General features: G+C 69.3%; 19 protein-coding genes. 1 reads left to right on the top strand and 18 read right to left on the bottom strand.

Features of this window, described 5'->3' with window-relative positions:
* Nucleotides 1-426: 426 nt before the first annotated feature.
* The 3 genes from ACIRJR_RS08550 to ACIRJR_RS08540 all read right to left on the bottom strand — a co-directional run bounded on the left by ACIRJR_RS08550 (nt 427) and on the right by ACIRJR_RS08540 (nt 2,061).
* Nucleotides 427-879 (bottom strand): DUF6113 family protein, encoded by a 453-nt coding sequence (locus tag ACIRJR_RS08550; protein ID WP_403775790.1) that lies wholly within the window; start codon nt 877-879, stop codon nt 427-429.
* Nucleotides 876-1,793 carry an N-acetyl-1-D-myo-inositol-2-amino-2-deoxy-alpha-D-glucopyranoside deacetylase gene (gene mshB, locus ACIRJR_RS08545; RefSeq protein ID WP_403775787.1) on the bottom strand — a complete coding sequence of 306 codons (918 nt, stop codon included), beginning with the start codon at nt 1,791-1,793 and terminating at the stop codon, nt 876-878. The genes ACIRJR_RS08550 and mshB overlap by 4 nt, the downstream gene beginning before the upstream one ends.
* A gap of 73 nt (nt 1,794-1,866) precedes the next feature.
* Entirely contained in the window at nt 1,867-2,061 is a 195-nt protein-coding gene (locus ACIRJR_RS08540; protein WP_014154257.1) for a hypothetical protein, read from the bottom strand.
* A gap of 166 nt (nt 2,062-2,227) precedes the next feature.
* On the opposite strand from ACIRJR_RS08540, the gene ACIRJR_RS08535 reads away from it, so the two are divergent.
* Complete coding sequence (locus ACIRJR_RS08535) at nt 2,228-4,354, top strand: prolyl oligopeptidase family serine peptidase (protein ID WP_403775784.1); 2,127 nt, start codon at nt 2,228-2,230, stop codon at nt 4,352-4,354.
* 3 nt (nt 4,355-4,357) lie between these two features.
* On the opposite strand, the gene ACIRJR_RS08530 is transcribed toward ACIRJR_RS08535, so the two are convergent.
* The 15 genes from ACIRJR_RS08530 to ACIRJR_RS08460 all read right to left on the bottom strand — a co-directional run bounded on the left by ACIRJR_RS08530 (nt 4,358) and on the right by ACIRJR_RS08460 (nt 24,565).
* Nucleotides 4,358-5,509 carry a hypothetical protein gene (locus ACIRJR_RS08530; RefSeq protein WP_403775781.1) on the bottom strand — a complete coding sequence of 384 codons (1,152 nt, stop codon included), beginning with the start codon at nt 5,507-5,509 and terminating at the stop codon, nt 4,358-4,360.
* 216 nt (nt 5,510-5,725) lie between these two features.
* Nucleotides 5,726-6,922, bottom strand: coding sequence for an ABC transporter ATP-binding protein (locus tag ACIRJR_RS08525; RefSeq protein ID WP_403775778.1), 1,197 nt, complete (start codon nt 6,920-6,922; stop codon nt 5,726-5,728).
* Nucleotides 6,909-7,889: an ABC transporter ATP-binding protein gene (locus ACIRJR_RS08520; protein ID WP_403775775.1), complete on the bottom strand. Its 981-nt coding sequence runs from the start codon at nt 7,887-7,889 to the stop codon at nt 6,909-6,911. The genes ACIRJR_RS08525 and ACIRJR_RS08520 overlap by 14 nt, the downstream gene beginning before the upstream one ends.
* A 13-nt stretch (nt 7,890-7,902) precedes the next feature.
* Complete coding sequence (locus ACIRJR_RS08515) at nt 7,903-8,895, bottom strand: ABC transporter permease (RefSeq protein WP_403775772.1); 993 nt, start codon at nt 8,893-8,895, stop codon at nt 7,903-7,905.
* Nucleotides 8,888-9,811: an ABC transporter permease gene (locus tag ACIRJR_RS08510; RefSeq protein ID WP_203182282.1), complete on the bottom strand. Its 924-nt coding sequence runs from the start codon at nt 9,809-9,811 to the stop codon at nt 8,888-8,890. The genes ACIRJR_RS08515 and ACIRJR_RS08510 overlap by 8 nt, the downstream gene beginning before the upstream one ends.
* A gap of 130 nt (nt 9,812-9,941) precedes the next feature.
* On the bottom strand, nt 9,942-11,570 hold the full coding sequence (locus ACIRJR_RS08505) for an ABC transporter substrate-binding protein (protein WP_403775768.1): 1,629 nt from the start codon (nt 11,568-11,570) through the stop codon (nt 9,942-9,944).
* A gap of 157 nt (nt 11,571-11,727) precedes the next feature.
* Nucleotides 11,728-12,870 (bottom strand): ABC transporter ATP-binding protein, encoded by a 1,143-nt coding sequence (locus ACIRJR_RS08500; protein ID WP_403775765.1) that lies wholly within the window; start codon nt 12,868-12,870, stop codon nt 11,728-11,730.
* Nucleotides 12,863-13,921, bottom strand: a complete 1,059-nt coding sequence (locus ACIRJR_RS08495) for an ABC transporter ATP-binding protein (RefSeq protein ID WP_403775761.1) — start codon at nt 13,919-13,921, stop codon at nt 12,863-12,865. Before ACIRJR_RS08495 ends, ACIRJR_RS08500 begins: the two co-directional genes overlap by 8 nt.
* A gap of 11 nt (nt 13,922-13,932) precedes the next feature.
* Nucleotides 13,933-14,877, bottom strand: a complete 945-nt coding sequence (locus ACIRJR_RS08490; RefSeq protein ID WP_403775758.1) for an ABC transporter permease — start codon at nt 14,875-14,877, stop codon at nt 13,933-13,935.
* Nucleotides 14,870-15,799: an ABC transporter permease gene (locus ACIRJR_RS08485; protein ID WP_403775755.1), complete on the bottom strand. Its 930-nt coding sequence runs from the start codon at nt 15,797-15,799 to the stop codon at nt 14,870-14,872. Before ACIRJR_RS08485 ends, ACIRJR_RS08490 begins: the two co-directional genes overlap by 8 nt.
* 119 nt (nt 15,800-15,918) lie before the next feature.
* The gene (locus ACIRJR_RS08480; RefSeq protein WP_403775752.1) at nt 15,919-17,541 is read right to left on the bottom strand and encodes an ABC transporter substrate-binding protein; all 1,623 of its coding nucleotides are present in this window, start codon (nt 17,539-17,541) and stop codon (nt 15,919-15,921) included.
* 442 nt (nt 17,542-17,983) lie between these two features.
* Nucleotides 17,984-19,858 carry a translational GTPase TypA gene (typA, locus tag ACIRJR_RS08475; protein ID WP_403775749.1) on the bottom strand — a complete coding sequence of 625 codons (1,875 nt, stop codon included), beginning with the start codon at nt 19,856-19,858 and terminating at the stop codon, nt 17,984-17,986.
* A gap of 334 nt (nt 19,859-20,192) precedes the next feature.
* Entirely contained in the window at nt 20,193-22,424 is a 2,232-nt protein-coding gene (locus tag ACIRJR_RS08470; RefSeq protein WP_403775746.1) for an ABC transporter family substrate-binding protein, read from the bottom strand.
* 199 nt (nt 22,425-22,623) lie between these two features.
* Complete coding sequence (locus ACIRJR_RS08465; protein ID WP_403775743.1) at nt 22,624-23,175, bottom strand: isochorismatase family protein; 552 nt, start codon at nt 23,173-23,175, stop codon at nt 22,624-22,626.
* Between the two features lie 73 nt (nt 23,176-23,248).
* Nucleotides 23,249-24,565, bottom strand: coding sequence for an MFS transporter (locus tag ACIRJR_RS08460; RefSeq protein ID WP_403776430.1), 1,317 nt, complete (start codon nt 24,563-24,565; stop codon nt 23,249-23,251).
* Nucleotides 24,566-24,694 lie beyond the last annotated feature (129 nt).

Raw genomic sequence — 24,694 nt, 5'->3', positions numbered from 1 at the left:
GTACGCATGACGACAGGCGGGATCGGACGCGAGCCCGGGATGTTGATCCGGATACGCGTCGTCAGCGTCGTCTCTGTTCTGGGCTCCTCGGGCTGAGGCGGCTCCGCGGACTCCGGAGTCTCCTCCGCCCCGTCCTGAGACGGGTGCAGCGACGGATACTGGCGTGATCCGTACGGCGGCGTACCCGATGGGTACGCGGCTCCGCCGCGCCCCTGGGGCCCGGAGGACGAACTGTCAGTTTCACGACTCAAAGCAGGTTCTCCCGATTGGCTCCGCCGCCCGTACTTCCCCCATGCCGCAGGCCAGGGGACGGCTCGGCGCGCGCACCACCATACTGGCCGCCACCGTACGACTCTCCGCGCCGGGGGGAAACAAGGATGCACCCACCCTTGCGCGGAGGGGCAATCCGGGAGCGGACATACCACATCACGCGCCAGGTCGGCCGGTGTCGTTGGCCGGATAGGGCAGCCGCGACATCGTGGCACACATCACAGCGACGGCCATCCCTCCGAGCATGAAGAGGGCCAGGCCGACCTCCTGGCCGAAGACGTAGTCACCCTCCGGCCGGCCGCCGAGGAGGACGATGACGGCGATGAACCAGCCCACCGCCGGTACCAGCGCGCCGAGCTGTGTCCCGGTCAGCACCCGGCCGCCGTAGAACAGGCCCGCCGACGCGGCGAGGGCGAGCAGCAACCCGCCCGGGAACAGGGCCGCCTGGACCAGGGTCCCGGCCAGCCCGACGGCCGCGCCCAGCACCGCGAGACCCGTGTAGAGCGGGATCCGCCGGGGGTTCGGGGGCGCCGCGAGCCCGGCACTCCGGGGCGGGGCGTTGGTGCGCGGGGACTCCGAGGAGGCACGCGGCCTCTGCCTGCTGCTCATGCCTGTGCTCCCGGTGCCGGGGCCGCGTCCGGCAGGCCCGCGAAGAGGTCGTGCTCCAGGCCCCCGTCGCCGCCGCCGGAAGCGCCCCGGGCCAACTGGTAGTACTCGGTGGTGAAGACGGGCTGTCCCAGGTCGTTCGAAAGAGCGAAGAACGGCCCCTCGACGGCGATCTGGGTGGCGTGCGCCCGCATGGCGGCGGTCTTCGCCGCCGCGTGGGCCGATCCGTCGATCTCGGCCGTGATCTCCGTCTCGTCCACGACCCCGGGCACGTCGTCGATCGCGGCGATCTCCGGGAAGGCGGCGGGGGCGGCGTCCCGCAGCCTCGCGAACGCCTCCTCGGCCACCGGACGGGGAACCCGGTTCCAGTAGATCTTGGCGACCGTGTGCGGGGCTCCGGCGCCGTCGTCGTGCGCGGGATCGGCGGCCAGGTCGGCCGCGCGCATCGCGACACGGTGCGCCTGGATGTGGTCGGGGTGGCCGTAACCGCCGTCGGGGTCGTACGTGATCATGACCTGGGGGCGCAGGGAGCGGATCACCGGGACGAGGTGACCGGCCGCGTCGTCGAGGTCGGCGTCCCAGAAGGCACCGGGCCGGTGGTTCTGCTCGGTGCCCATCATCCCGGAGTCGCGGTAGCGGCCAGGGCCACCCAGGAACCGGTGGTCGGTGACCCCGAGCTCCCGCATCGCCGCGGCGAGTTCGCCGACGCGGTGGTCGCCCAGGCCGCCCTCACGGTCCGCCGCGAGGTGTCCGAGGGCCGGCGGGATGACCTCGCCCTCCTCGCCGAGGGTGCACGTCACCAGGGCGACGTGGGCGCCCTCGGCGGCGTACCTGGCCATGGTCGCGCCGTTGTTGATCGACTCGTCGTCGGGGTGCGCGTGCACCAGGAGCAGACGGCGGGCGGGAAGGTCCTTCATGGGGCCACCCTACGAGCAGGCGGCCCCACCGGCCGAACGCCCCACGGTCACCGGGGCACCCGGCGGCCCCCTGTCAGAACTTGATCCCCCCGATCATGCCTGCCACGTTCGACGTCACCTCCGAGATCGTCGGTGCGATCGACGAGCTCGCGAGGTAGAACCCGAGCAACATGCAGACCACCGCGTGTCCGCCCTTCAGTCCGGATTTCCGGATCAGCAGGAAGACGACGATCGCCAGCAGCACCACCGCCGAAATCGAGAGTGCCACGGCGGTTCACCTCCATCAGTACGGTCGGGACGGGCAGCACACATGGAGCCAGCAGGTTCATACCCACCGAGCGCTACGGATCATAACTATCCGTGCCGACGCATTGATCGGGGCACAGCAGCACGAGGGGCGCACGAACCGGGCCCCGCGGACTAGGTTCGGTGCCATGACCTCGCAGAAGCTCTCTTTTCCCCGCCAGCACGCCAGGACCCAGCGGTTCACTCTCGGCGCACCTCGGGCCTTCTCCGTCTCACCGGATGGGACGCGGGTGCTCTTCCTCCGGTCGACGTCCGGCACCGACCGGGTGAACCGGCTCCTGGTCCTGGACACGGTGACGGGCGAGGAGCGGATCGCCGCGGACCCCGAAGTCCTGCTGGGCGGTTCGGCGGAGAAGCTGTCACCCCAGGAGCGGGCACGCCGTGAGCGGACGAGGGAGGGCTCCGCCGGCATCGTGGGCTACGCGGTGGACGACGCCGCCGAGTTGGCCGCCTTCGCTCTCTCCGGCAAGGCGTACGTGGCCGAGTTGAGGGCGGGCACGGCGCGCGCCCTGCCGGTGCCCGGCCCGGTGATCGACCCGCGCCCCTCCCCCGACGGCCGGCACATCGCCTACGTGGCACGGGGCGCGCTGCGCGTCGTGGGGGCGGAGGGCGACGGCGACCGGCCGGTCGCCGAACCGGAGGACGCCCACACCTCCTACGGCCTGGCGGAGTTCGTCGCGGCCGAGGAGATGGGCCGTTACCGCGGTTTCTGGTGGTCGCCGGAATCGGACCGCCTGCTGGTCGCGCGGGCCGACGACAGCGCCGTACAGCGGTGGTGGATCGCCGATCCGGCGCATCCCGGGAGCAAGCCCGCCGAGGTCGGCTATCCGGCGGCGGGGACGGCCAACGCCGAGGTGCGGCTCTTCGTGATGGGCCTGGACGGCACCCGCACGGAGATCGTCTGGGACCGGGCCCGCTTCCCCTACCTCGCGCGGGTGCACTGGTCCTCGCACGGCGCCCCGCTGCTTCTGGTGCAGGCCCGCGACCAGCGCAGCCAGCTGCATCTGGCCGTCGACACGGAGAGCGGATCGACCCGCACCGTGCATGTGGACGAGGACGATGTATGGCTTGATCTTTTCGCCGGGGTACCCGCATGGGCGCCGGACGGGCGGCTGGTCCGCGTCGTGGACGAGGGGGGCGCGCGGGTCCTCTCGGTCGGCGACCGGCCGCTGACGGGCGCCCGGCTGCACGTCCAGGCGGTGCTGGACATCGGGGAGTCGGACATCCTGGTGCAGGCCACCGCGGGTGAGGACGCCGCGGACCCCGAGACGGGGCAGAGCCACGTGTACCGGGTGAACGAGCTGGGTGTGGAGCGTGTCAGCGAGGGGGCGGGGGTCCACTCCGCCGTGCGAGGGGGCGGGGTGACGGTACTGGTGTCGGCGTCCCCGGAGCACCCCGGGACGGCCGTACAGGTGCTGCGGGACGGCAAGCGGATCGCCTCGGTGGCCAGTCTCGCCCAGGAGCCGGTCCTCACCGCGAGGGTGACACTGACGGAGGGGGGCGCACGGCGGATCCCGTGCGCCGTGCTGCTCCCCACCGGCTACAAGGAATCAGACGGTCCTCTTCCGGTCCTGATGGATCCCTACGGCGGCCCGCACGGCCGCCGGGTGGTCGCCGCGCACAATCCGCATCTCACGTCCCAGTGGTTCGCGGACCACGGATTCGCCGTGGTCGTCGCGGACGGCCGGGGCGCACCGGGCCGTTCGCCCGGCTGGGAGAAGGCGGTGAGGGACGACCTCGCCCTCACCCTCGACGACCAGGTCGAGGCCCTGCACTCCCTGGCCGGGCGCTTCCCGCTGGACCTCTCGAAGGTGGCGATGCGCGGCTGGTCCTTCGGCGGCTACCTCTCGGCGCTCGCCGTCCTGCGGCGCCCCGACGTCTTCCACGCGGCGGTCGTCGGCGCACCGGTGACGGACTGGCGGCTCTACGACACCCACTACACCGAGCGCTACCTCGGCGACCCGGCGACCCGGCCCGAGGTGTACGCCCGCAACTCCCTGGTGACCGACGCGGGACTCTCCGGGCCGGCCGAGGGGGTGCGGCCGATGATGATCGTCCACGGCCTGGCCGACGACAACGTGGTGGTCGCCCACGCGCTGCGGCTCTCCTCCGCGCTCCTGTCCGCCGGACGCCCGCACGAGGTGCTGCCGCTGAGCGGAGTGACGCACATGACTCCGCAGGAGCAGGTCGCCGAGAATCTGCTCCTGCTCCAGGTGGACTTCCTCAAGCGGTCCCTGGGGCTGCCCACGGCGTAGCGGTCACCAGCCGGGCGGCGGCGACGAGGGCGGCGGAGGGGACCCGGCGCCGCCGCCCGGCGGGTATCCGTAGCCGGGGCCGCCCTGTTGCGGATAGCCGTGACCGGGACCGCCGGACTGCGGATAGCCGTACCCCTGCGCACCGGTCTGCGGATAGCCGTGACCGGGACCGCCGGACTGCGGATAGCCGTACCCCTGCGCACCGGTCTGCGGGTAGCCGTATCCGGCGTACCCCTGGTCCCGGCCGTCCGCGTCCTCGAAGCCCCTGCGGGCCAGGACCAGCAGGCCCGTGGCGCCCGCGAGGGCGAAGAGGACCGAGGTGAGCACCGTGAGCTGCTCCTCGGCCCCCAGGTCCCCGAAGTGGTCCACCATCCCGTGGTGGAAGGCCCGGGCGATCCCGCAGGCGCCCGCGACCAGGAGGAGGCCGGCGGCGATCATGCCGAGCGGCCGCGCGTGCACGGCGCGGAAGAGCCCGGTCCACGCCACCACCAGGCAGATCACCGCGAGTGCCGCGCTGCTCCAGCCGGGCGGGGCGGCGGTCAGCCCCGTCAGGATGACCCGTCCGCCGATGTACCAGTCCGGATAGAGCTCGGAGGGCAGGGTGAAGAACTGCCGGATCTCCCAGGCGATCAGGACGGCCCCCGACACGCCGAACACCAGGAACGCGGTGACCCCGGCCCCTCGGCCCGGTCTGGTGGGAAGTGGTTCGTAGGAGTCGGCCGGCTGCCTGCGTCCGGCCGCTCCGGTGACGATCAGCGCGAGGCCGGCGCCCAGCGCGACGAAGGTCCCGATGAGCGCCCGGGTGCGCAGCTCGTCGCCGTACCTCCCGTCCGTCCAGGACGCGCCGATGATCCAGACACCGGGCAGGCGGAGAGCGAAGGTGACGACTCCTGTGGCGACCAGCGTGGACGCGGCGACGGAGGAGCGCAGCGCGGCGAGGAAGGCGCAGACGTAGGCCACGAGGAGCACGGCGTCGGCCTGGAGGGTGGCGGGCTGCCCCTCGGGCCGGGCGCCCGTGTAACCGGCCCAGTAGCGCAGCAGGTCCTGCGGCTCACCGGCCGCGCGGACGTCCCGCACGATCCAGCCCAGGACCATGGCAGCGAGCACGGCCGACAGCACCGCTCCGGTGATTCTGGCTCCCCGTGTGAGTATCACCCCAGCGATACTCCACCGCGGTCCGCCGATGGACAAGGGGACCTGTGGGAAGGGGTGGACACAGGTAACCGGCCGGGGCGACGTGATGAACGCCCCGGCCGGTTCACGGCACCCGCACGGCCGTACGCTCTCTATGGTGGGACGTCCGTATATCGGTACGGCGACGGTCAAGTTGCCTCTGTGTTAACGAACATGAGGCTCATTTATCATTCTTTGTCACCCGGGATCCTGCTCCTGGGAATCCGGACCGGGACCCCCGGGGGCCGGTGGCGGAACGTCCGGGGAGCCGGGCGCCTCCCGGGGCACCACCTGCTTCTCCTCGGCGAAGTGGCACGCCGAGTCGTGCCGGGCGGGAGTGCCCGAATCGCGGAAGACGGCCGGTACCGCCAGCAGCGGCACCTCGAGTTCGCATCGCTCCTGCGCCTTCCAGCAGCGGGTACGGAAGCGGCAGCCGGACGGGATGTTCGCCGGGGAGGGCACGTCGCCGTGCAGGATGATCCGCTCCCGGTGCTCGCGGGCGGTCGGGTCGGGGACCGGGACGGCCGACAGCAGCGCCTGGGTGTAGGGGTGCGTGGGGTGGTCGTAGATCTGCTCGTCCGTGCCGATCTCCACGATCCGGCCGAGGTACATGACGCCGACCCGGTCGGAGATGTGCCGGACGATCGACAGGTCGTGCGCGATGAACAGGAAGGCCAGGTCGAATTCGGCCTGCAGCCGGTCCAGCAGGTTGACCACCTGGGCCTGCACCGACACGTCGAGCGCGGAGACCGGCTCGTCGGCGACGATGATCTCGGGGTTGAGCGCGAGGCCCCGGGCGATCCCGATGCGCTGGCGCTGACCGCCCGAGAACTGGTGCGGATAGCGGTTGATGTACTCCGGGTTCAGACCGACGACGTCGAGCAGGTCCTGCACCTTCTGCCGCCGGCTCCCCTTGGGCGCCACCTCGGGGTGGATCTCGTAGGGCTCCCCGATGATGTCGCCGACCGTCATGCGCGGGTTGAGCGAGGTGTACGGGTCCTGGAACACCATCTGGATGTTGCGGCGCACGGCCTTCAGCGCACGGCCGGACAGCTTGGTGACGTCCTCGCCCTTGTAGCGGATCACGCCCCCGGTCGGCGGCTCGAGGTGCACCAGCATCTTGGCGACGGTCGACTTGCCGCAGCCGGACTCCCCCACGATCCCGAGGGTCTCCCCCGCGGCCAGGTCGAAGTCCACGCCGTCGACGGCCTTGACGGCGCCGATCTGCTTCTTGAAGAGGATGCCCCGGGTCAGCGGGTAGTGCTTGACCAGTCCGCGCACCTCCAGGATGGGGTCGCCCTCGGCGTACGGGCGTGACACGCCTGCCTCGCGCGCCTCGGAGAGGAGCGTGGAGCCTCCTGAGCCGTTCCCGCGTCCCGCTTCATCCGCGTGCATCGAGCGTCTCCTTCCAGAAGTGGCAGGCGCTCCGGCGCTCCTCGTCCACGGTGTAGAGCGGGGGCACGTCCGTACGGCACACGGCCTGGGCCATCGGGCAGCGCGGGTGGAAGGCGCAGCCGGGCGGGATGTGCAGCAGGTTGGGCGGCAGCCCCTTGATCGCGTACAGCTCCTGGCCCTTCTGGTCCAGTCTCGGGATCGAGCGCAGAAGCCCCTTGGTGTACGGGTGGGCGGGCGCCTTGTAGATGTCGTGGACCGGCGAGGTCTCGACGATCCGGCCGGCGTACATCACGGCGATCTTGTCGGCGACGTCGGCGACCACGCCGAGGTCGTGGGTGATGAGGATGAGCCCCATGTTGAGCTCGCGCTGCAGCTCCGCGAGCAGCTCCATCACCTGGGCCTGGACGGTCACGTCGAGGGCGGTGGTGGGCTCGTCCGCGATGATCAGGTCCGGCTCCAGGGCGAGCGCCATCGCGATCATGATGCGCTGGCGCATGCCGCCGGAGAACTGGTGGGGGAAGTTGCCGACGCGCTCCCGGGCGGCCGGGATGCGCACCCGGTCCATCAGCTCGATGGCCTTGGCCTTGGCGTCCCCCCGGGACATCCCGCGGTGCACGACGTACATCTCGCCGAGCTGTTCGCCGACGCTCAGCACGGGGTTCAGCGAGGACAGCGCGTCCTGGAAGATCATGGCCATCTCCTGGCCCCTGATCCGGCGGCGCGCCTCGGGCTTCAGCTTCAGCAGGTCCTGGTCCTTGAAGAGGATCTCGCCCCCGCTGATCCTTCCCGGCGGCATGTCCAGGATTCCCATGATCGCCTGGGCCGTGACGGACTTGCCGGAGCCGGATTCGCCGAGCACGGCGAGCGTCTCGCCCTCGGCCACCGAGTAGTTGACCCCGTTGACGGCCTTGGCAACGCCGTCCCGGGTGTGGAACTCCACGTGCAGATCGCGTACTTCGAGCAGCATGGCAGCGGGCTCCTCAGCGCAGCTTGGGGTCGAGGGCGTCGCGCACGGCGTCGCCGAGCATGATGAAGGCGAGCACGGTGACGGCCAGCGCCCCCGCGGGCCACAGCAGCATGTGCGGCGCGTTGCGGACGTACTGGGAGGCGGCGGAGATGTCGATGCCCCAGGAGACGGCCGGCGGCTTCAGGCCGACGCCCAGGTACGAGAGGGTCGCCTCCAGCGAGATGTACGTCCCCAGGGCGATGGTGGCGACGACGATCACCGGTGCGATGGCGTTGGGCATGATGTGGCGCAGCATCATCCGCGGGTTGGAGGCTCCCAGCGCCCTGGCGGCCTGGACGTAGTCGTTCTGTTTGGCGGTGATGACGGAGCCGCGCGCGATGCGTGCGATCTGGGGCCAGCCCAGCAGCACGATGAAGCCGATGACGGGCCAGATGGTGGAGCTGGTGACGACCGACAGGAAGACCAGCCCGCCGAGGACCACCGGGATGCCGAAGAAGACGTCCGTGATGCGCGACAGCACGGCGTCCCACTTGCCCCCGAAGAAGCCGGCGAGGCCGCCGAGGACGCCGCCGAGCAGTGAGACGCCGAGCGTGGACAGGACACCGACGGCGACGGAGGTCCGCGCGCCGTAGACGGTGCGCGTGTAGACGTCGCAGCCCTGCCCGTCGAAGCCGAAGGGATGGCCCGGCTGGGATCCCTCCTGGGCCTTGGCGAGGTCGCAGTCGAGCGGGTCCTGGTCCGCGATCAGGGACGGCCAGATCGAGATGATCACCAGGAACAGGATGACCAGGCCGGAGATGATGAAGACCGGGTTGCGGCGCAGGTCGCGCCAGGCGTCGGACCAGAGGCTGCGCGGTTTGCCGGCGGGCCCGGTGCCCTCGGGGCCGCCGGGCGTCTTCTCCAGGGTGGTGCCCTCGTCCATCGCGAGGTCCATCGCACCGCCGGCACCGGCCCCCGAGATGGCCCCGCTGCCCGTCGCGTCGTCCCACGGCTTCTGCTCAGGCATAGCGGATCCTCGGGTCGAGTACGGCGTACAGGAGGTCGACGATCAGGTTCGCGGCCAGGAAGACGAGGACGAGGACGGTGACGAAGCCGACGACCGTCTGGGAGTTCTGGCGCAGGATGCCCTGGTAGAGCTGGTAGCCGACCCCGTGGATGTTGAAGATGCGCTCGGTGACGATCGCCCCGCCCATCAGGGCCCCCACGTCCGTGCCGATGAAGGTGACGACGGGGATGAGGGAGTTCCGCAGCAGGTGGCGCACGACCACCCTGCGCCGGGGAAGGCCCTTGGCCACGGCGGTGCGGACGTAGTCGGCTCGGGCGTTCTCCGCGATCGAGGTCCGGGTGAGCCGGGTGACGTAGGCCAGGGAGACGGAGGCCAGCACGAGTCCGGGCACGATGAGTTCGTCGACGGGGGCCTCCGAGGAGACGGAGGGCTTGATGATGCCCCACTCCACGCCGAGGAGGAGCTGGAGCAGCAGGCCGGTGACGAACGTCGGTACGGCGATGACGACCAGGGTCAGGATGAGCACCACGGTGTCGACGGGCCGCCCGCGGCGCAGGCCGGTGACGACGCCGAGGCTGATGCCGATGACGATCTCGAAGACGATCGCGACGACGGTGAGCCGGATGGTGATGGGGAAGGCGGTGGCCATCAGCTCGGTGACCTTCTGGCCGTTGAAGGCCGTGCCGAAGTCACCGGTGAAGATGTTGCCCATGTAGGTCAGGTACTGCTGCCACACGGGCTTGTCGAGGCCGAACTCGGTGCGCAGCTGGGCGGCGGTCGCGGGGTCGCACTGGCGGTCGCCGCAGAGGCCCGCGATGGGGTCGCCCATCACGTTCACCATGAGGAAGATCAGCAGCGTGGTGCCGAAGAAGACGGGGATCATCTGCAGCAGCCGCCGGATCACATAACGTCCCATGAGGGCTCCGGGGGTCTAGGGGTGTCCTTCCGGCACGGCCGGCGGGACCACCTCTCAGGCGAACGGGCGGAGGACCGGAATGCCGGGTGGCCGGCGCGGCGTACCGCGCCGGCCACCCGGCTTCAGCGGGTCACTTGACCTTGATCTGGTCGTACACCGGGACGCTGAAGGGGTTCAGCGAGACGTTCTCCACCCGGTCCGAGTAGCCGGCGCTGCCGTTCTGGTACCAGAGCGGGATGACGGGCATCTGCTCGACGAGGACCTTCTCCGCGTCCTGGAAGGTGCTGACGGCCTTCGCCTTGTCGCTCTCCGCGTTGGCCTTGTCGACCAGGTCGTCGAACTTCTCGTCGCTCCACTTGCCGTCGTTGGACGGGGCGTTGGTGTAGTAGAGCGGCTGGAGGAAGTTCTGGATCAGCGGGTAGTCCATCTGCCAGCCCGCGCGCCAGGCACCGGTCAGCTTCTGGGTGGAGACCTGGCTGCGGAAGTCGGCGAAGGTGCCGACGGGCCCGCCGACGCACGCCTTGTTGTTCCCCATGACGTTGTTGATGCTGTTGCAGACCGCGTCGACCCACTCCTTGTGGGAGCCGGTGTCGGCGTTGTACGAGATCTTGAGCTGGCCGCCGGGGATGCCGCCGCCCTCCTCGATCAGCTTCTTGGCCTCCGCCTTGTCGTACTCACAGGCGGGGCCGCAGAGGCCCTTCTTGAAACCGCCCTCCTCGCCGAGGACCGGTGAGGTCCAGTCGGAGGCCGGGGTGCGCGTCTTCTGGAAGATCTGGTCGGTGATCTGGTCACGGTTGATCGCCATCGACAGGCCCTGGCGGACCTTGATCGCATCGGGGGTGTCCCACGCCTTCTCGTAGAACGGGAAGGCGAGGGTCTGGATGATGCCGGCGGGTGTGTTGATGTACCGGTCGCCCAGGTCCGCCGCGACGTTCTTGAGCTGCGAGGCGGGCACGTCGTCGACCAGGTCGAGGTTGCCCGCCGTCAGGTCCGTGTAGGCGGTGTTGTTGTCGGTGTAGACCTTGAGGTCGATGCCGCCGTTCTGCGCCTTGTCCGCACCGGGGTAGTCGTCCCACCTCCGCAGGTTCATCGACGACCCCTTGGCGTAGTCGTCGATGGTGTACGGGCCGTTGCCGACCGGCTTGGAGAGCCAGGAGTCGTGGTCGGTGTAGAAGACCTTGGGCAGCGGCACGAAGGCGGCGTAGCCGAGGGTGTCGGGCCAGAGGGAGAACTTCTGCGACAGCTTGACCGTGAAGGTCGTGCCGTTGACGACCTTGAGGCCCGAGAGGGTGTCGGCGCTCGCCGAGCCCGACTCGGGGTGGACCTTGTCGTAACCGTCGATGTACTGGAAGAAGTACGCGTTCTTCTGGTTGTTCTTGAGGGCGGCGCCGTAGTTCCAGGCGTCCACGAACGACTTGGCGGTGATCTTCTCGCCGTTGCTGAAGGTCCAGTTGTCCTTGATCGTGACCGTGAAGTTCTGCGAGTCCGTCGACTCGATCTTCTCGGCGATCTCGTTCTGGGCCTCGCCCGTCTTCGGGTCGTAGCGCACGAGCCCGCGGAAGACCATGTCGAGGACCTTGCCACCCTGCACCTCGTTGGTGTTGGCGGGCTCCAGCGGGTTCTGCGGGTCCCCCCAGGACGAGCTCACGATCCCGTCGGCGCCACTGCCTCCACCGCTGTCCCCGCCGCCGCAGGCCGTGGCCGTCAGGGCGACGGCGACGGCGCATGCGGCCCACCTGGCCTGTGTGGCTCCGCGCATGGAGTGCCTCCTAGGGTTCCCTTGAGTGGCTTAATGCCTCATATCACCTCATATGACACTGCGTCGCATGTCTTCTTCCGCCGTACGGGGCCGCCGGAACGCGAGGACGCCCGGCCCCCTCGCGGGGGCCGGGCGTCCTCGTTGGACCGAACAGGTGCTACGCCGCGTGCACGACGTCCTTCTCCTCGGCGAAGTGGCAGGCCGACTCGTGCGCGGCCGGGGTCTCCGACGCCTTGAAGCGCTCGGGGATCGCCAGCAGCGGCACCTCGGTGGCGCACTTGTCCTGGGCCTTCCAGCACCGGGTGCGGAAGCGGCAGCCCGACGGCGGGTTTGCCGGCGACGGGACGTCGCCGGAGAGGATGATCCGCTCGCGTCCCTCACGGGCGCTCGGGTCCGGGACCGGGACCGCCGACAGCAGCGCCTGGGTGTAGGGGTGCGTCGGGTGGTCGTAGATCTGCGTGTCCGTACCGATCTCGGCCATCTTGCCGAGGTACATGACGCCGACCCGGTCGGAGATGTGCCGGACGATCGACAGGTCGTGCGCGATGAAGAGGTAGGAGAGGTTGAACTCGTCCTGGAGCTTCTCCATCAGGTTGATGACCTGCGCCTGCACCGACACGTCGAGCGCGGAGACCGGCTCGTCGCAGATGATGATCTCCGGGTTGAGCGCGAGGCCCCGGGCGATCCCGATGCGCTGGCGCTGGCCGCCCGAGAACTGGTGCGGGTACCGGTTGATGTACTCCGGGTTCAGGCCGACGACGTCGAGCAGGTCCTGCACCTTGCGGCGCCGCTCGCCCTTCGGGGCCACCTCGGGGTGGATCTCGAAGGTCTCCCCGATGATGTCGCCGACCGTCATGCGCGGGTTGAGCGAGGTGTACGGGTCCTGGAACACCATCTGGATGTTGCGGCGCACGGCCTTCAGCGCGCGGCCGGACAGCTTGGTGATGTCCTGGCCCTTGTAGAAGACCTCCCCCGCGGTGGCCCGCTCCAGGGTCATCAGGAGCTTGGCGACCGTGGACTTGCCGCAGCCGGACTCACCGACGATGCCGAGGGTCTCGCCCTGGTAGAGGTCGAACGAGATCCCGTCCACGGCCTTGACCGCGCCGACCTGCTTCTTGAACAGGATTCCCTGGGTCAGCGGGAAGTGCTTGACCAGGTTGCGCACCTGGAGGATCGGCTCCCCCTGCGACACCGGGGCGTCGAGGGCGGCCACGGACTCCGTCTCGGTGGCCGCGTTGACCGTCGCCACTTCGGTGACGTTCGGGGTGGCGTCCACGGACTTCTTGTCGAGCTCAGCCATGGATCGTCTCCTTCCAGAAGTGGCAGGCGCTGCCGCGGCCGACCAGCTCGGTGCCGTCCTGCTCGGTCACCGGGCGCAGCGCCGGGATGTCCGTACGGCAGATGTCCTGCGCCATCGTGCAGCGCGGGTTGAAGGCGCAGCCGGACGGCACGTGCAGCAGGTTGGGCGGCAGGCCCTTGATCGCGTAGAGCTCCTGGCCCTTCTGGTCCAGGCGCGGGATCGACTCCAGCAGACCCTTGGTGTACGGGTGCGCGGGGCGCTTGTAGATCTCGTGGACCGGAGCGGTCTCGACGATCCGGCCCGCGTACATCACGGCGATCTTGTCGGCGACGTCGGCGACCACACCGAGGTCGTGCGTGATCAGGATCAGACCCATGTTGAAGTCGCGCTGGAGCTCCGCGAGCAGGTCCATGACCTGTGCCTGGACGGTCACGTCGAGGGCGGTGGTGGGCTCGTCCGCGATGATCAGGTCCGGCTCCAGGGCGAGCGCCATCGCGATCATGATGCGCTGGCGCATACCGCCGGAGAACTGGTGCGGGTAGTCGTTGACCCGCTCCTTGGCCGCCGGGATGCGCACCCGGTCCATCAGCGCGATGGCCTTGGCCTTGGCGTCCTTCTTGGAGAGGCCCTGGTGCACGCGGAACATCTCGGCGAGCTGGTAGCCCACAGAGAGGACCGGGTTCAGCGAGGAGAGCGCGTCCTGGAAGATCATCGCGATCTTCTGGCCGCGGATCTGCCGGCGCTCCTCGTTGCCCATCTTGAGCATGTCCTGGCCGCGGAAGAAGATCTCGCCCTTGGGGATGCGCCCCGGGGGCATGTCCAGGATGCCCATGATCGCCTGCGCGGTCACGGACTTGCCGGAACCGGACTCGCCGAGCACGGCGAGGGTCTCGCCCGCGCTGACGCTGTAGTTGACTCCGTTGACGGCCTTGGCCACGCCGTCGCGGGTGTGGAACTCCACGTGGAGGTCGCGGACCTCGAGCAGCGGGCCGCTCGCGTCGTCGGAACCCCGCGGAGCGGGAACATCCGCCGTCTTGTCGATGATGGTCATGTACGCCTCCCTCAGCGCAGCTTGGGGTCGAGGGCGTTGCGTACCGCATCGCCGAGCATGATGAACGCCAGGACGGTGATGGACACCATGACCGACGGGATGATCAGCACGAACGCGGCGTTGCGCAGCTGCTCCTGGCCGGAGGAGATGTCGACACCCCACGACACGGTCGGCTCGGCGAGGCCGATGCCCAGGAAGGACAGGGTGGCCTCCGCCGAGATGTAGCCGCCGAGCGCGATGGTCGCGACGACGATCACCGGGGCGATCGCGTTGGGCAGGATGTGCCGGAGCAGGATGCGGCTGGTCGAGGCGCCGAGCGCCTTGGCCGCCATCACGTAGTCGGCCTGCTTGATCGTCAGGACGGAACCGCGTGCGACACGGGCGATCTGGGTCCAGCCGAGGAAGGCCAGGGCCAGGATGACGACCCAGATGTGACGCTCCTCGAACGAGGTCAGGACGACCATCGCGCCGAGGATGAACGGCACGCCGAAGAAGATGTCGGTGACCCGGGACAGGATCGTGTCGATCCAGCCGCCGAAGTAACCGGCGAGCATGCCGACCACGGTGCCGAGGATCGTCACGAGGGCCGTGACGACGACGGCGACGGTGATCGAGGCGCGGGCACCGTAGATGACACGCGCGTAGATCGAGCGTCCCTGGATGTCGTACCCGAACCAGTCCTCCTGGAAGAAGTTCCCCCACTTGGGCTTCTGCAGGTAGTGGTGGGCCAGGTCCGCGTAGCGCGGGTCGGCGCCGGTGAAGAGGCCGGGGAACACCGCCATCGTCAGCAGGAAGACGATCAGGATCGCCGAGACGACGAACAGCGGGCTGCGCCGCAGGTCGTGCCAGGCGTCCGACCACAGGCTGCGGGCCTTGCCGACCTCGACGGCGGGAGCCGGCACGGCGGCGATCGGGGCGGAGGCGTCCGCGGAGTTTTCCTTGAGCGTCTCAGGCATACCGGATCCTCGGGTCCAGGACCGCGTAGAGCAGGTCGACAATCAGGCTGGCGGCGAGGTACACGAGGACGATCAGCGTCACGATGCCGACGACCGTGGCACCCTCACGGTGCCGGAGCGCGTCGAAGACGGCGGAGCCGACACCCTTGACGTTGAAGATGCCCTCGGTCACGACGGCGCCGCCGAGCAGGGCACCGAGGTCGGTACCCAGGAAGGTGACCACGGGGATCATCGAGTTGCGCATCAGGTGGACACCGATGATGCGGCGGCGGGGCAGGCCCTTGGCCACGGCGGTGCGCATGTAGTCCGAGCGGAGGTTCTCCGCCACCGACGTACGGGTCAGCCGCGCCACGTAGGCGAGCGACAGGGACCCGAGCACGACAGCCGGCAGGATCAGCTCGCTCGAACTGGCCTCCAGACTGACGTTGGGCTCCACCCAGCCGAGCTGGAAGGCGAAGAGGTACTGCCCGAGGAAGCCCAGCACGAAGGAGGGCACCGAGATGAGCAGCAGCGTCAGGATGAGCAGTCCGCGGTCGCGCAGGGTGTCGGCCTTCAGGCCGGCGAAGACGCCCATGGAGATACCGACGAAGACCGTGAACAGGAAGGCAAACAGGGCCAGCCGGATCGTGATCGGGAACGATTCCGAGATGATGTCGGCCACCGGTCGCCCACTGGCGATCTGCGTGCCGAAGTCTCCCTGGAAAAGGCCTACGAGGTAGTTCCAGTACTGGTGCCAGAACGGCAGATCGAGACCGAGGTTCTTCTTCATTGCCGCGATCTGCGCGGGGTCGACGGTCTGTTCGCCAGCGAGTGCGCGCACGGGGTCTCCGGGCAGCAGATACATCATGGCGAAGACCAGCGCGGTCGACCCGAGAAAGACCGGGATCATCTGGAGCAGTCGCCGCGCGACGTAACGCCCCATGTTTGCCTCCGATTAGGGGTAATGCAGCCCAGGGACCGCGCTCCGGATAGCGGAGCGCGGCCCCCGGGACCTACTGCCTGTGTGGGCGGCTGATGGCCGAGTGGGGCCCTCAGGCGTGGTTACTTCACGGTCACGTCGGTCATGACGTAGTCACCGCGGAAGTCGATCGCGACGTTGTCGACGGACTTGGAGTAGCCACCGTTGATCTTGTAGTTCCAGAGCGGGATCGCCGGCATCTTCTGGAGGACGAGCTTCTCGGCCTCCTGGTAGAGCTTGATCGACTCTTCCAGGGAAGCCGCGTTGTCGCCCTTCTTGAACTCGGCGTCGACCTCCTTGTCGGAGAACCGGCCGTTGTTCGCCTCGGCGGTGGTGCCGTACAGCTCCCGCATGAAGTTGACGTTCAGCGGGTAGTCGGCGACCCAGCCACCACGGTACATCGACTTGACCTGGTCGTTGTCACGCGCTTCCAGGTCGGTCTGGAAGTCCGGCTTGGCGTCCGGGACACAGTCGACCCCGGTCGAGTTGCGGATCGACTCGCAGACAGCGGTCACCCACTCCTTGTGCCCGCCGTCGGCGTTGTACTGGATCCAGAGCTTGTTCTCCGGAACGCCGCCGCCTTCCTTGATGAGCTGCTTCGCCTTGGCCGGGTCGAACTTGAACACGTCGGTGTCCAGGTGCTGGTTACCGGCGACGCCCGGAGGCGTGAAGCTGGTGGCGGGCTCACGCGTGCCGTTGAGCACCGTCTTGGTGATCGTGGCGCGGTCGATGCCCATCGACAGACCCTGGATGACCTTCGGGTCGATGTCCTTGAAGGTCTTCGAGTAGAAGGTCGGGACCAGCGACTGGACGGCCGCGTACGGCTCGTCGACGACGCGCTCGCCGAGGTCCGACTTGTACTTCGGGAGGTCCTTCGGACCGACCTGGCGGATCATGTCCAGGTTGCCCGAGACCAGGTCCTGGTACGCGGCCTCGACGGTCGCGTAGTTCTTGAACAGGATGCCCTTGTTCTTGGCCTTGTTCGGACCCTGGTAGTCAGGGTTGGCCTTGACGCGGATGAGCTTCTTGTGGTCCCACTTCTCGAAGATGTAGGGACCGTTGCCGACCGGCGCCTGACCGAACGCCTTGGTGTCCTTGTAGAAGACCTCGGGCAGCGGGGCGAAGGTGTAGTAGCCGAGCTTGTACTCGAAGTACGGGACCGGCTTGTCGAGCTCGATCGTGAAGGTGGTGTCGTCGACCGCCTTCAGACCGGACATCTCCTGCGACTTGGGGTCACCCTTCTCCGGGTGGACGTCCGCGTAGCCCTTGATGTCCTCGAACCAGAAGGCGTTCTGCTGGTTGTTCTTGATGTTGGCGTACCAGTTCCACGCCTTGACGTAGGACTCAGCGGTCACCGGGGTGCCGTCGTGGAACTTCCAGCCGGGCTTGAGCTTGACCGTCCAGGTCTTGTTGTCGTCCGACTTCACGGACTCCGCGTTCGTGTAGACGATCTTGCCCTCGCCGTCGAACTCCAGGAGCTGGGTGAACAGCGACTGGATGACGTAGCTGCCGAGCTGCTCGTTCGTGTCGGCCGGGATCAGCGGCTTCTGCGGCTCACCGACGTCGACGGAGACGTAGCCCGCAGGCTTGCCCTTCTCCTTCGAGGCCGAGTCGCTGCTGTCGTCGTTGCCGCCACCACAGGCAGTCGCGGCCAGGGCGATGATTGCCGCTCCCGCGACCCACTTGGCGCTCTTGGCACCGCGCATGGGTTTCCTCCTCATGAGTCCACTTTTGACTTCAAGAAGGGCACTGGAGAGATCCACCGACACCCCTGACGGCGATCGTTTTCAGTGCCCCGAGTGTGCTCGTGAGTCCGCACTCCCCACAGTGCGACGACCCATTGACCCGAGCTCAATGGAGCCAACTATTAAGGAACGCCGGGCTGTAAACCACACTTAAAGGGTCTCGGTTTGACAACATCGAGAAGGTGCTGTTGCCCGAAATCCGGACAAAGCGATCCCAGACAGACACCCCCGAAACGGACTGTTAACACATGTTCCGGAGAGCGACGCACGATATGCGGACACCTCGGTCAGGAAAACGGGTTGACGAAAGGCCTGGGCACCCACAGTCTCTGCGGGTGCCCAGGCCTCATGTCAATGGCTCGTACTGACGGTTCGTCGGCCGTACCGGACGACTTCGGTCAGGTCAGCCGTTCTTCGCACGCGAGGCCGAGCGGCCGCGCTGCTTCTGGTCGAGGACGACCTTGCGGATGCGCACGGTCTCCGGGGTGACCTCGATGCACTCGTCGTCGCGGCAGAACTCCAGCGACTGCTCCAGCGACAGCTTGCGGGCGGGAACCACGTTCTCCGTGGTGTCCGCGGAGGCCGCACGCATGTTGGTGAGCTTCTTCTCCTTGGTGATGTTCACGTCCATGTCGTCGGCGCGCGAGTTCTCGCCGATGATCATGCCCTCGTAGACCTCGGTGCCGGCCTCGGTGAAGATGACACCGCGCTCCTGGAGGTTGACCATCGCGAACGGCGTCACGACGCCCGACCGGTCGGCCACCAGCGAGCCGTTGTGACGGGTGCGCAGGTCACCGAACCACGGCTCGTGGCCCTCGAAGAGGGAGTGCGCGATGCCCGTGCCACGGGTCTGGGTCAGGAACTCCGTACGGAAGCCGATGAGGCCGCGGGACGGCACGATCCACTCCATGCGGACCCAGCCCGAACCGTGGTTCGTCATCGTCTCCATGCGGCCCTTGCGGGTCGCCATGAGCTGGGTGATGGCACCGAGGTGCTCCTCGGGCGAGTCGATCGTCATGCGCTCGATCGGCTCGTGCGTCTTGCCGTCGACCTGCTTGGTGACGACCTCCGGCTTGCCGACGGTCAGCTCGAAGCCCTCGCGGCGCATCTGCTCGACCAGGATCGCCAGGGCGAGCTCACCGCGGCCCTGGACCTCCCACGCGTCGGGGCGCTCGGTGTCCAGGACGCGGAGCGAGACGTTACCGACCAGCTCGCGGTCGAGGCGGTCCTTGATCTGGCGCGCGGTGACCTTGTGGCCCTTGCCGCCCTTGCCGACCAGCGGCGAGGTGTTCGCGCCGATGGTCATCGAGATGGCCGGCTCGTCGACCGTGATCAGCGGCAGTGCGATCGGGTTCTCGGGGTCGGCCAGGGTCTCGCCGATCATGATGTCCGGGATACCGGCGATCGCGCAGATGTCACCCGGGCCGGCCTTCTCGGCGGGCTTGCGGGTGAGCGCCTCGGTCATCAGGAGCTCGGTGATGCGCACGTTGGAGATCGTGCCGTCACGCTTGATCCAGGCGACGGTCTGACCCTTGCGCAGCTCACCCTGCTCGACGCGGCAGAGCGCGATACGGCCGAGGAAGTTGTCGGCGTCCAGGTTGGTGACGTGAGCCTGGAGCGGCGCGGCGTCGTCGTACTCGGGGGCCGGGACCGTGGAGAGGATCGTCGAGAAGAACGGCTCCAGGCTGTCGCTGTCCGCGGGGACGCTGCCGTCCTCCGGCTTGGTCAGCGAGGCGACGCCGTCACGGGCGCAGGCGTAGACGATCGGGAACTCGATCTGGTCCTCGTCGGCGTCCAGGTCCAGGAAGAGGTCGTAGGTCTCGTCGATGACCTCGGCGATCCGGGAGTCCGGCCGGTCCGTCTTGTTGATGCAGAGGATGACCGGCAGCTTGGCGGTCAGGGCCTTGCGCAGGACGAAGCGGGTCTGGGGCAGCGGGCCCTCGGAGGCGTCGACCAGCAGGACGACCGCGTCCACCATCGACAGACCGCGCTCGACCTCGCCGCCGAAGTCGGCGTGGCCGGGGGTGTCGATGATGTTGATCGTGATCGGGTCCCCGCCGTCCTTGGGGTGATACTTCACCGCCGTGTTCTTGGCGAGGATCGTGATGCCCTTCTCACGCTCCAGGTCGTTCGAGTCCATCATGCGTTCGTCGAGGTTCTCGGCGGCATGGGCGGCGAAGGCGCCCGCCTGCTTGAGCATGGCGTCGACCAGCGTGGTCTTGCCGTGGTCGACGTGGGCGACAATGGCTACGTTACGGATGTCGTGGCGCGTGGGCATGGGTGGCTTGCGCTTCTCTCGGATCGTGGGATCAGGCGTCTCAGTCGGTCTCGAGTCCTCGTACGCCCGCCGGGCGGCACGCCACGGCTAGTCCAATGGTACGGGCCCGATGGGTCCGGGGCTTCCCGGCCCGATCCTCAGGACCGGACCGCAGCCATAATTCAGCCGATATTCAGCCGGTATTACGCCATCGTCCAGCCGCTGGGAGGCCGGACGGCAAGGGGTGTGAGAGGGCGGGGGGCCCGGGTCAGGGCGGACACCACCTTGCCCGCCGGGGACTCCGGCGGGCAAGGGAATTGAGCTGCATCTGAGCTTTGAATATGGCTTTGACCTGCTACTTCTTACGATTCGCGGGGGAACCTGCCGCTTCACGGCCGGTGAAGCCGATGTCCTCGTAGCGCGGTGCGGCGAAGCCGAAGGCGCCGATGTTCGCCAGCTTCTTGTCGACGGCGACCAGCTGTGGCCTCTGATACAGCGGAATCGATCCTGCGGCGGCCCAGATCCGGGCGTCGGCCTGCTTCAGGAGGTCCCTCGACGCGTTGGGGTCGAGCTCGGAGACCGCCCGGTCGAAGAGCTGGTCGATGTGGTCCGAACCGACCCGCGTGTAGTTCTGCTCGACGAGCAGCGAGCCGTCGGTGGCGGGCTCCGGCTTGGCGAAGATCGGACGGCCGTCGGTCGCCGGGTAGGCGGTGGCGGGCCAGGAGTACAGCGCCATGTCGTAGGCACCGGAGGCGATGTGGTCCTTGAAGTAGCTGCCGTCGTCGACCTTGGTGACCTGCGTGCTGATGCCGATCGAGTCCAGCATCGCGACGATCTTCTCCCCGACGGCACGCAACGACTGCGAACCCGGGCCCGAGGGGAGGACGAAGCGGAGGCTCAGCGGCTTGCCGCCCTTGCCGAGACGGTCCTTGACCGAGGCGGGGGCCGGTGCGGGGGTCCCCGCGGGGGCGTAGGCGCCCGCGGCCCCGCCGGGCTGCTTGTCCTGGGCGGTGACCCCGGCGTCGCCGGCCCGGCGGTCTCCCGGCTTGTCGTCGCCGACGACGTACGTCCCCTCGTCGCGCGAGGCCTTCTCGTCCTTCTCCGTCTTCCCGGTCTTCTCGTCCTTCCCGGTGACGGCCTCGTCGTCCTTGTCGGTCGCCTTCTCCTCGGCCTTCTTCTCGGCCTCGCTGCCCGCCTTGGTGTCCTCGGTCCTGCGGACCGCCCCGCCGGGAGTCCATCCCGCGTCGGCCAGCAGCGCCTGCGCCTCCTTGGTGTCCCGGTCGCCGAGCGCGCCGCTGCCGTCCTTGTACCCGGGCTGCCCGGCCAGGGCGAGGTGGCTGCCCGGAGGCTTCGCGGGCAGACCGAGCGGCTTCAGGACGGTGTCGGCGAGTTCCTGCCGGTCCAGGGTGCGGGCGATGGCGCGGCGCACCCGGTCGTCGGAGAGGGGCCCGCTCTCACCGTTCAGCGCGAGCTGCGTGTAGGCGGGCTCCAGGGACTTGCGTACGGCGAAACCGCTGAGCGCCTTCTGCTCGGCCGCGTACACGGCAATGGCTTCCCGGCTCTTGTCCCGGGCGGCCTGCGCCGTCTCGGCGGCCTCCTCGTCCGACCCGTGCGCCAGCGCCCAGGACCGCAGCGCGGAGGCCGGGGTGGTGTCGGCTCCGGGGCCGTGGGCGGGCTGCTGCCCGTTCCCGCCGCGGTAGCGGGCCGCGAGGGCGATGCCGTTCGCCGCGGCCGGGTCGATGTCGGCGACGTGCACCGTGCCCTTGGTCAGGGCCTCGGTGCGGTCCTCGGGCTCGACCGCCCGGAAGACCAGGGACTCGAGCTTGGCCTCGTCGCCCCACCAGCGCGGATTCCGGTCGAGCACGACCGTGCCCTTGGCCTTGCTCACGCTGCGCAGCCGGAAGGGGCCGGCGGTGTTCTTGAGGGTGGTCCTGGCGCCGTCGTTGAAGGTGCCGGGGGAACCGGTCACCTCCTTCGGGTACAGCGGGGAGAAGAGCGAGCGCCAGTCGGCGTACGGCTTCGAGAACGTGACCCTGACCTGGAGGTCGTCCTTGCCGCGCTCGATCTTCTCGATCCGCTCGTATCCCGCGTTGCGCGCGGTCCAGAAGGCCGAGTCCTTGCCGCTCAGGGCGCGCCACTGGGCGACGAAGTCGGGGGCGCCGATCTCCCGGCCGTCACTCCACACGGCCTGCTGGTTGAGCTTGTAGAGGACGACCTGCTTGGGCTCCTGCTCGATGACCTTCGCCGACTCCAGGTAGTCGGGGTTGAGCCGGGGCTCCCCCCGCGCGTCCATCGGGAAGAGGGAGGGCAGGAGGGCGCCGGTGATCCGTGTGGTCGCGCTGTCGGCGTCGGCCTGGAAGGCGTTGAGGGTGGCGGGGACCCCGTCGATCGCCCAGGTGAGGGTGGAGCCCTCGGCGACCCGGTCCCGGGAGGCGGGGGCGATGTCCTGCCGGACGGCCACCGGGGTGGGGCCCTCGCTGTCCGAGGTGCAGCCCGCCAGTACCGGGATGGTGAGCACACCTGTCGTCAGGAGTGCGACCGAGCGGCGCTTTCGGGCCGTCCCGCGCGGGACGCCGACGTGGGCCATGGCTGATACCTCCGGGGCCGGCCCGGTCCACCCCGTACCGGAATGGACCGGATGATGCGTTCTGGTGGCATTTGCAGTTGATCACACTGATTCGCTGATCCACTGAACGCACCTGTGCGCACGCGGGGAGGCAGACACGGCCGGTGGGGCCGCGGAAGTCACCCGTGCGGCCCCGGTTCCGGCACCTGCCCGGCGGCGGTCAGCCCAGCAGCTTGACGATCGCGGCGGTGGTGTCGGTCTCGCCGAGCCTCGGGAAGATCTTCTCGAGGCTGTTGCGGTGCGCGTCGGCGTCCATGTCGGTGACCGCGTCGGTGGCGACGGTGACGTGGTAGCCGTGCTCGTGGGCGGCGCGGGCGGTGGACTCGACGCCGATGCTGGTCGCGATGCCGGTCAGCACGACCTGGGTGATGCCGCGGCGGCGCAGTTCGAGGTCGAGCGCCGTGCCGTGGAAGGCGCCCCACTGCTGCTTGGTGACGACGATGTCGCCGTCGCGCGGGCCGACCTCGGGCACGATGTCGGCCCAGTCCGCCGCGGGCTCGCCGGCCGGGGCGGTGGACTCGTTGCGGCCGGGGGCACCGCCGGTGACGCGCACCAGGAAGACCGGGAGGCCCTTGGCGCGGAAGGCGTCGGCGAGGGTCACCGAGTGGGCGACGGCCTCGCCGGCCGGGTGGGCCGTCGGGAGGGCGACGATGCCCTTCTGCAGGTCGACGACGACGAGGGCGGTCCGGGGGTCCAGGACGGTGGCGGTCATGTGCGTACTCCTTGGGGTGCTGATGATCAGGTGCGTGCGCGCGAGGGCGCGCGAGGGGTTGGTCCGGGGGCGTTCAGGTACGTGCGCGCAGGGCGCGGTCGGTCAGGGTCAGGACGGTCAGCAGGACGGCGAGGACCACCGAGACGGCCGCCATGAGGTGCAGTCCGGCGTCGCTCGCCGCGTCGGCGTAGGCGAGGGCGATCAGGCTGGACGCCGTGATGGCCCCGATGTACTGGGCGGTGCGCTGCAGTCCGGCGGCCGCACCGATGTTCTCCGGGGGCGCGTACGCCTGGACGGCCGCCTGGTTGCTCGTGCCGATGAGCCCCTGCGGGGCGCCGAAGCACGCTCCGGCGAGCAGCAGGACGGCCAGTGGGGTGTCGCCGGTGAGGAACAGCAGGATTCCCGCGCCGACCGTGAGCAGGAGACAGGCCACGGTCAGCGGGCCGCGCAGGCTCTTCGTGCGGGCCCCGAGCAGCGAGCAGACGAGCGCGGTGACGGACATCGGCAGCATGAGCAGCCCCGTGTGGCCCGAGGAGAAGCCGCGGGCCTCCTCCAGCCACTGCGTGAAGCCGTACATCACGCAGTAGATGAGGAGATAGCCGAGCCCGTGGCGTGCGTACGTACGCAGCAGGGGCCCGTTGCCCGCCAGCATCCGGATGTCTATGAACGGCCGCGGGGCGCGCAGCTGCCACCGGACCAGGACGGCCGTCGGGACTGCGAAGGGGGCGAGCAGCCACCACCGCGGGTCCGCGAGGTCGAGCAGGAAGAAGGCCAGCACCGTCAGCGCGGTGGTGAACAGGCCGATGCCCAGCGGGTCCAGGGAGAGCTTCGGCGTGCTCCCGTCGGCAGACCGCTCGCGCGGCGGGTCCGCCGGGACCCAGAGAAGCGCGGCGGCGAGGGCGAGCAGTGCGACCGGCACGTTCACGGCGAAGATCGCGCGCCAGCCGAAGACCGACACCAGCAGCCCGCCGAGCGCGGGGCCGACGGCGGCGCTGCCCAGACCGGCGAAGGAGAGCCTGGCGAGTACGGGGCGCGGGGTGGGGCGGCCGAGCCGCCGCGACTCGTCGCGCAGGACGGCCATGGCGGCCGGATAAGCGGCGGACGTGCCGATGCCGAGGAGCAGGCGGGAAAGGATCAGGGCGCCGAAGCCGGGAGCCAGCGCACCGACCAGCCCTGACGCGATCACGACGACGAGGCCGGCCAGGAAGACCCGGCGGGGGCCGAGCGTGTCGGCGAGCTTGCCGAGGACCGGCTGCGCCACGGCGCTGGCGAGGTAGAGGACGGAGATGAGCCAGGCGGTGTCGGCCGCACCGATGCCGAAGGAGTGCCCGATGGCCACCAGGGCGGTGGAGATCATCGTGGTGTTGAGCGGGTTGAGCAGGGAGCCCATCAGGAGCGGTGCGGTGAGCCGCGCACCGAACCCCGGCCCCTGCCCGGCGGCTCCGGCGGCTCCGGGTGCTCCGGCGGCTCCGGCGGGGAGCGTCTCCTCCACCGGCGCCGCGGGGGTCAGGTCCGTGTC

This window comes from Streptomyces sp. NPDC102402, from assembly GCF_044765765.1.
Taxonomy (GTDB): Bacteria; Actinomycetota; Actinomycetes; order Streptomycetales; family Streptomycetaceae; genus Streptomyces.
Note: the sequence above shows the minus strand (reverse complement) of the source record. Positions and strands in the feature narration are given on the sequence as shown.

Bases quoted from the DNA above. Each gene is read 5' to 3' on its own strand.
- ACIRJR_RS08520 (WP_403775775.1), bottom strand. From the start codon at position 7,889: ATGCTGCTCGAAGTACGCGATCTGCACGTGGAGTTCCACACCCGGGAC.
- ACIRJR_RS08480 (WP_403775752.1), bottom strand. From the start codon at position 17,541: ATGCGCGGTGCCAAGAGCGCCAAGTGGGTCGCGGGAGCGGCAATCATC.
- typA (WP_403775749.1), bottom strand. From the start codon at position 19,858: ATGCCCACGCGCCACGACATCCGTAACGTAGCCATTGTCGCCCACGTC.
- ACIRJR_RS08515 (WP_403775772.1), bottom strand. From the start codon at position 8,895: ATGCCTGAGCAGAAGCCGTGGGACGACGCGACGGGCAGCGGGGCCATC.
- mshB (WP_403775787.1), bottom strand. From the start codon at position 1,793: ATGAAGGACCTTCCCGCCCGCCGTCTGCTCCTGGTGCACGCGCACCCC.
- ACIRJR_RS08535 (WP_403775784.1), top strand. From the start codon at position 2,228: ATGACCTCGCAGAAGCTCTCTTTTCCCCGCCAGCACGCCAGGACCCAG.
- ACIRJR_RS08525 (WP_403775778.1), bottom strand. From the start codon at position 6,922: ATGCACGCGGATGAAGCGGGACGCGGGAACGGCTCAGGAGGCTCCACG.
- ACIRJR_RS08490 (WP_403775758.1), bottom strand. From the start codon at position 14,877: ATGCCTGAGACGCTCAAGGAAAACTCCGCGGACGCCTCCGCCCCGATC.
- ACIRJR_RS08550 (WP_403775790.1), bottom strand. From the start codon at position 879: ATGAGCAGCAGGCAGAGGCCGCGTGCCTCCTCGGAGTCCCCGCGCACC.
- ACIRJR_RS08485 (WP_403775755.1), bottom strand. From the start codon at position 15,799: ATGGGGCGTTACGTCGCGCGGCGACTGCTCCAGATGATCCCGGTCTTT.
- ACIRJR_RS08510 (WP_203182282.1), bottom strand. From the start codon at position 9,811: ATGGGACGTTATGTGATCCGGCGGCTGCTGCAGATGATCCCCGTCTTC.
- ACIRJR_RS08470 (WP_403775746.1), bottom strand. From the start codon at position 22,424: ATGGCCCACGTCGGCGTCCCGCGCGGGACGGCCCGAAAGCGCCGCTCG.
- ACIRJR_RS08495 (WP_403775761.1), bottom strand. From the start codon at position 13,921: ATGACCATCATCGACAAGACGGCGGATGTTCCCGCTCCGCGGGGTTCC.
- ACIRJR_RS08460 (WP_403776430.1), bottom strand. From the start codon at position 24,565: ATGGGCTCCCTGCTCAACCCGCTCAACACCACGATGATCTCCACCGCC.
- ACIRJR_RS08465 (WP_403775743.1), bottom strand. From the start codon at position 23,175: ATGACCGCCACCGTCCTGGACCCCCGGACCGCCCTCGTCGTCGTCGAC.
- ACIRJR_RS08505 (WP_403775768.1), bottom strand. From the start codon at position 11,570: ATGCGCGGAGCCACACAGGCCAGGTGGGCCGCATGCGCCGTCGCCGTC.
- ACIRJR_RS08500 (WP_403775765.1), bottom strand. From the start codon at position 12,870: ATGGCTGAGCTCGACAAGAAGTCCGTGGACGCCACCCCGAACGTCACC.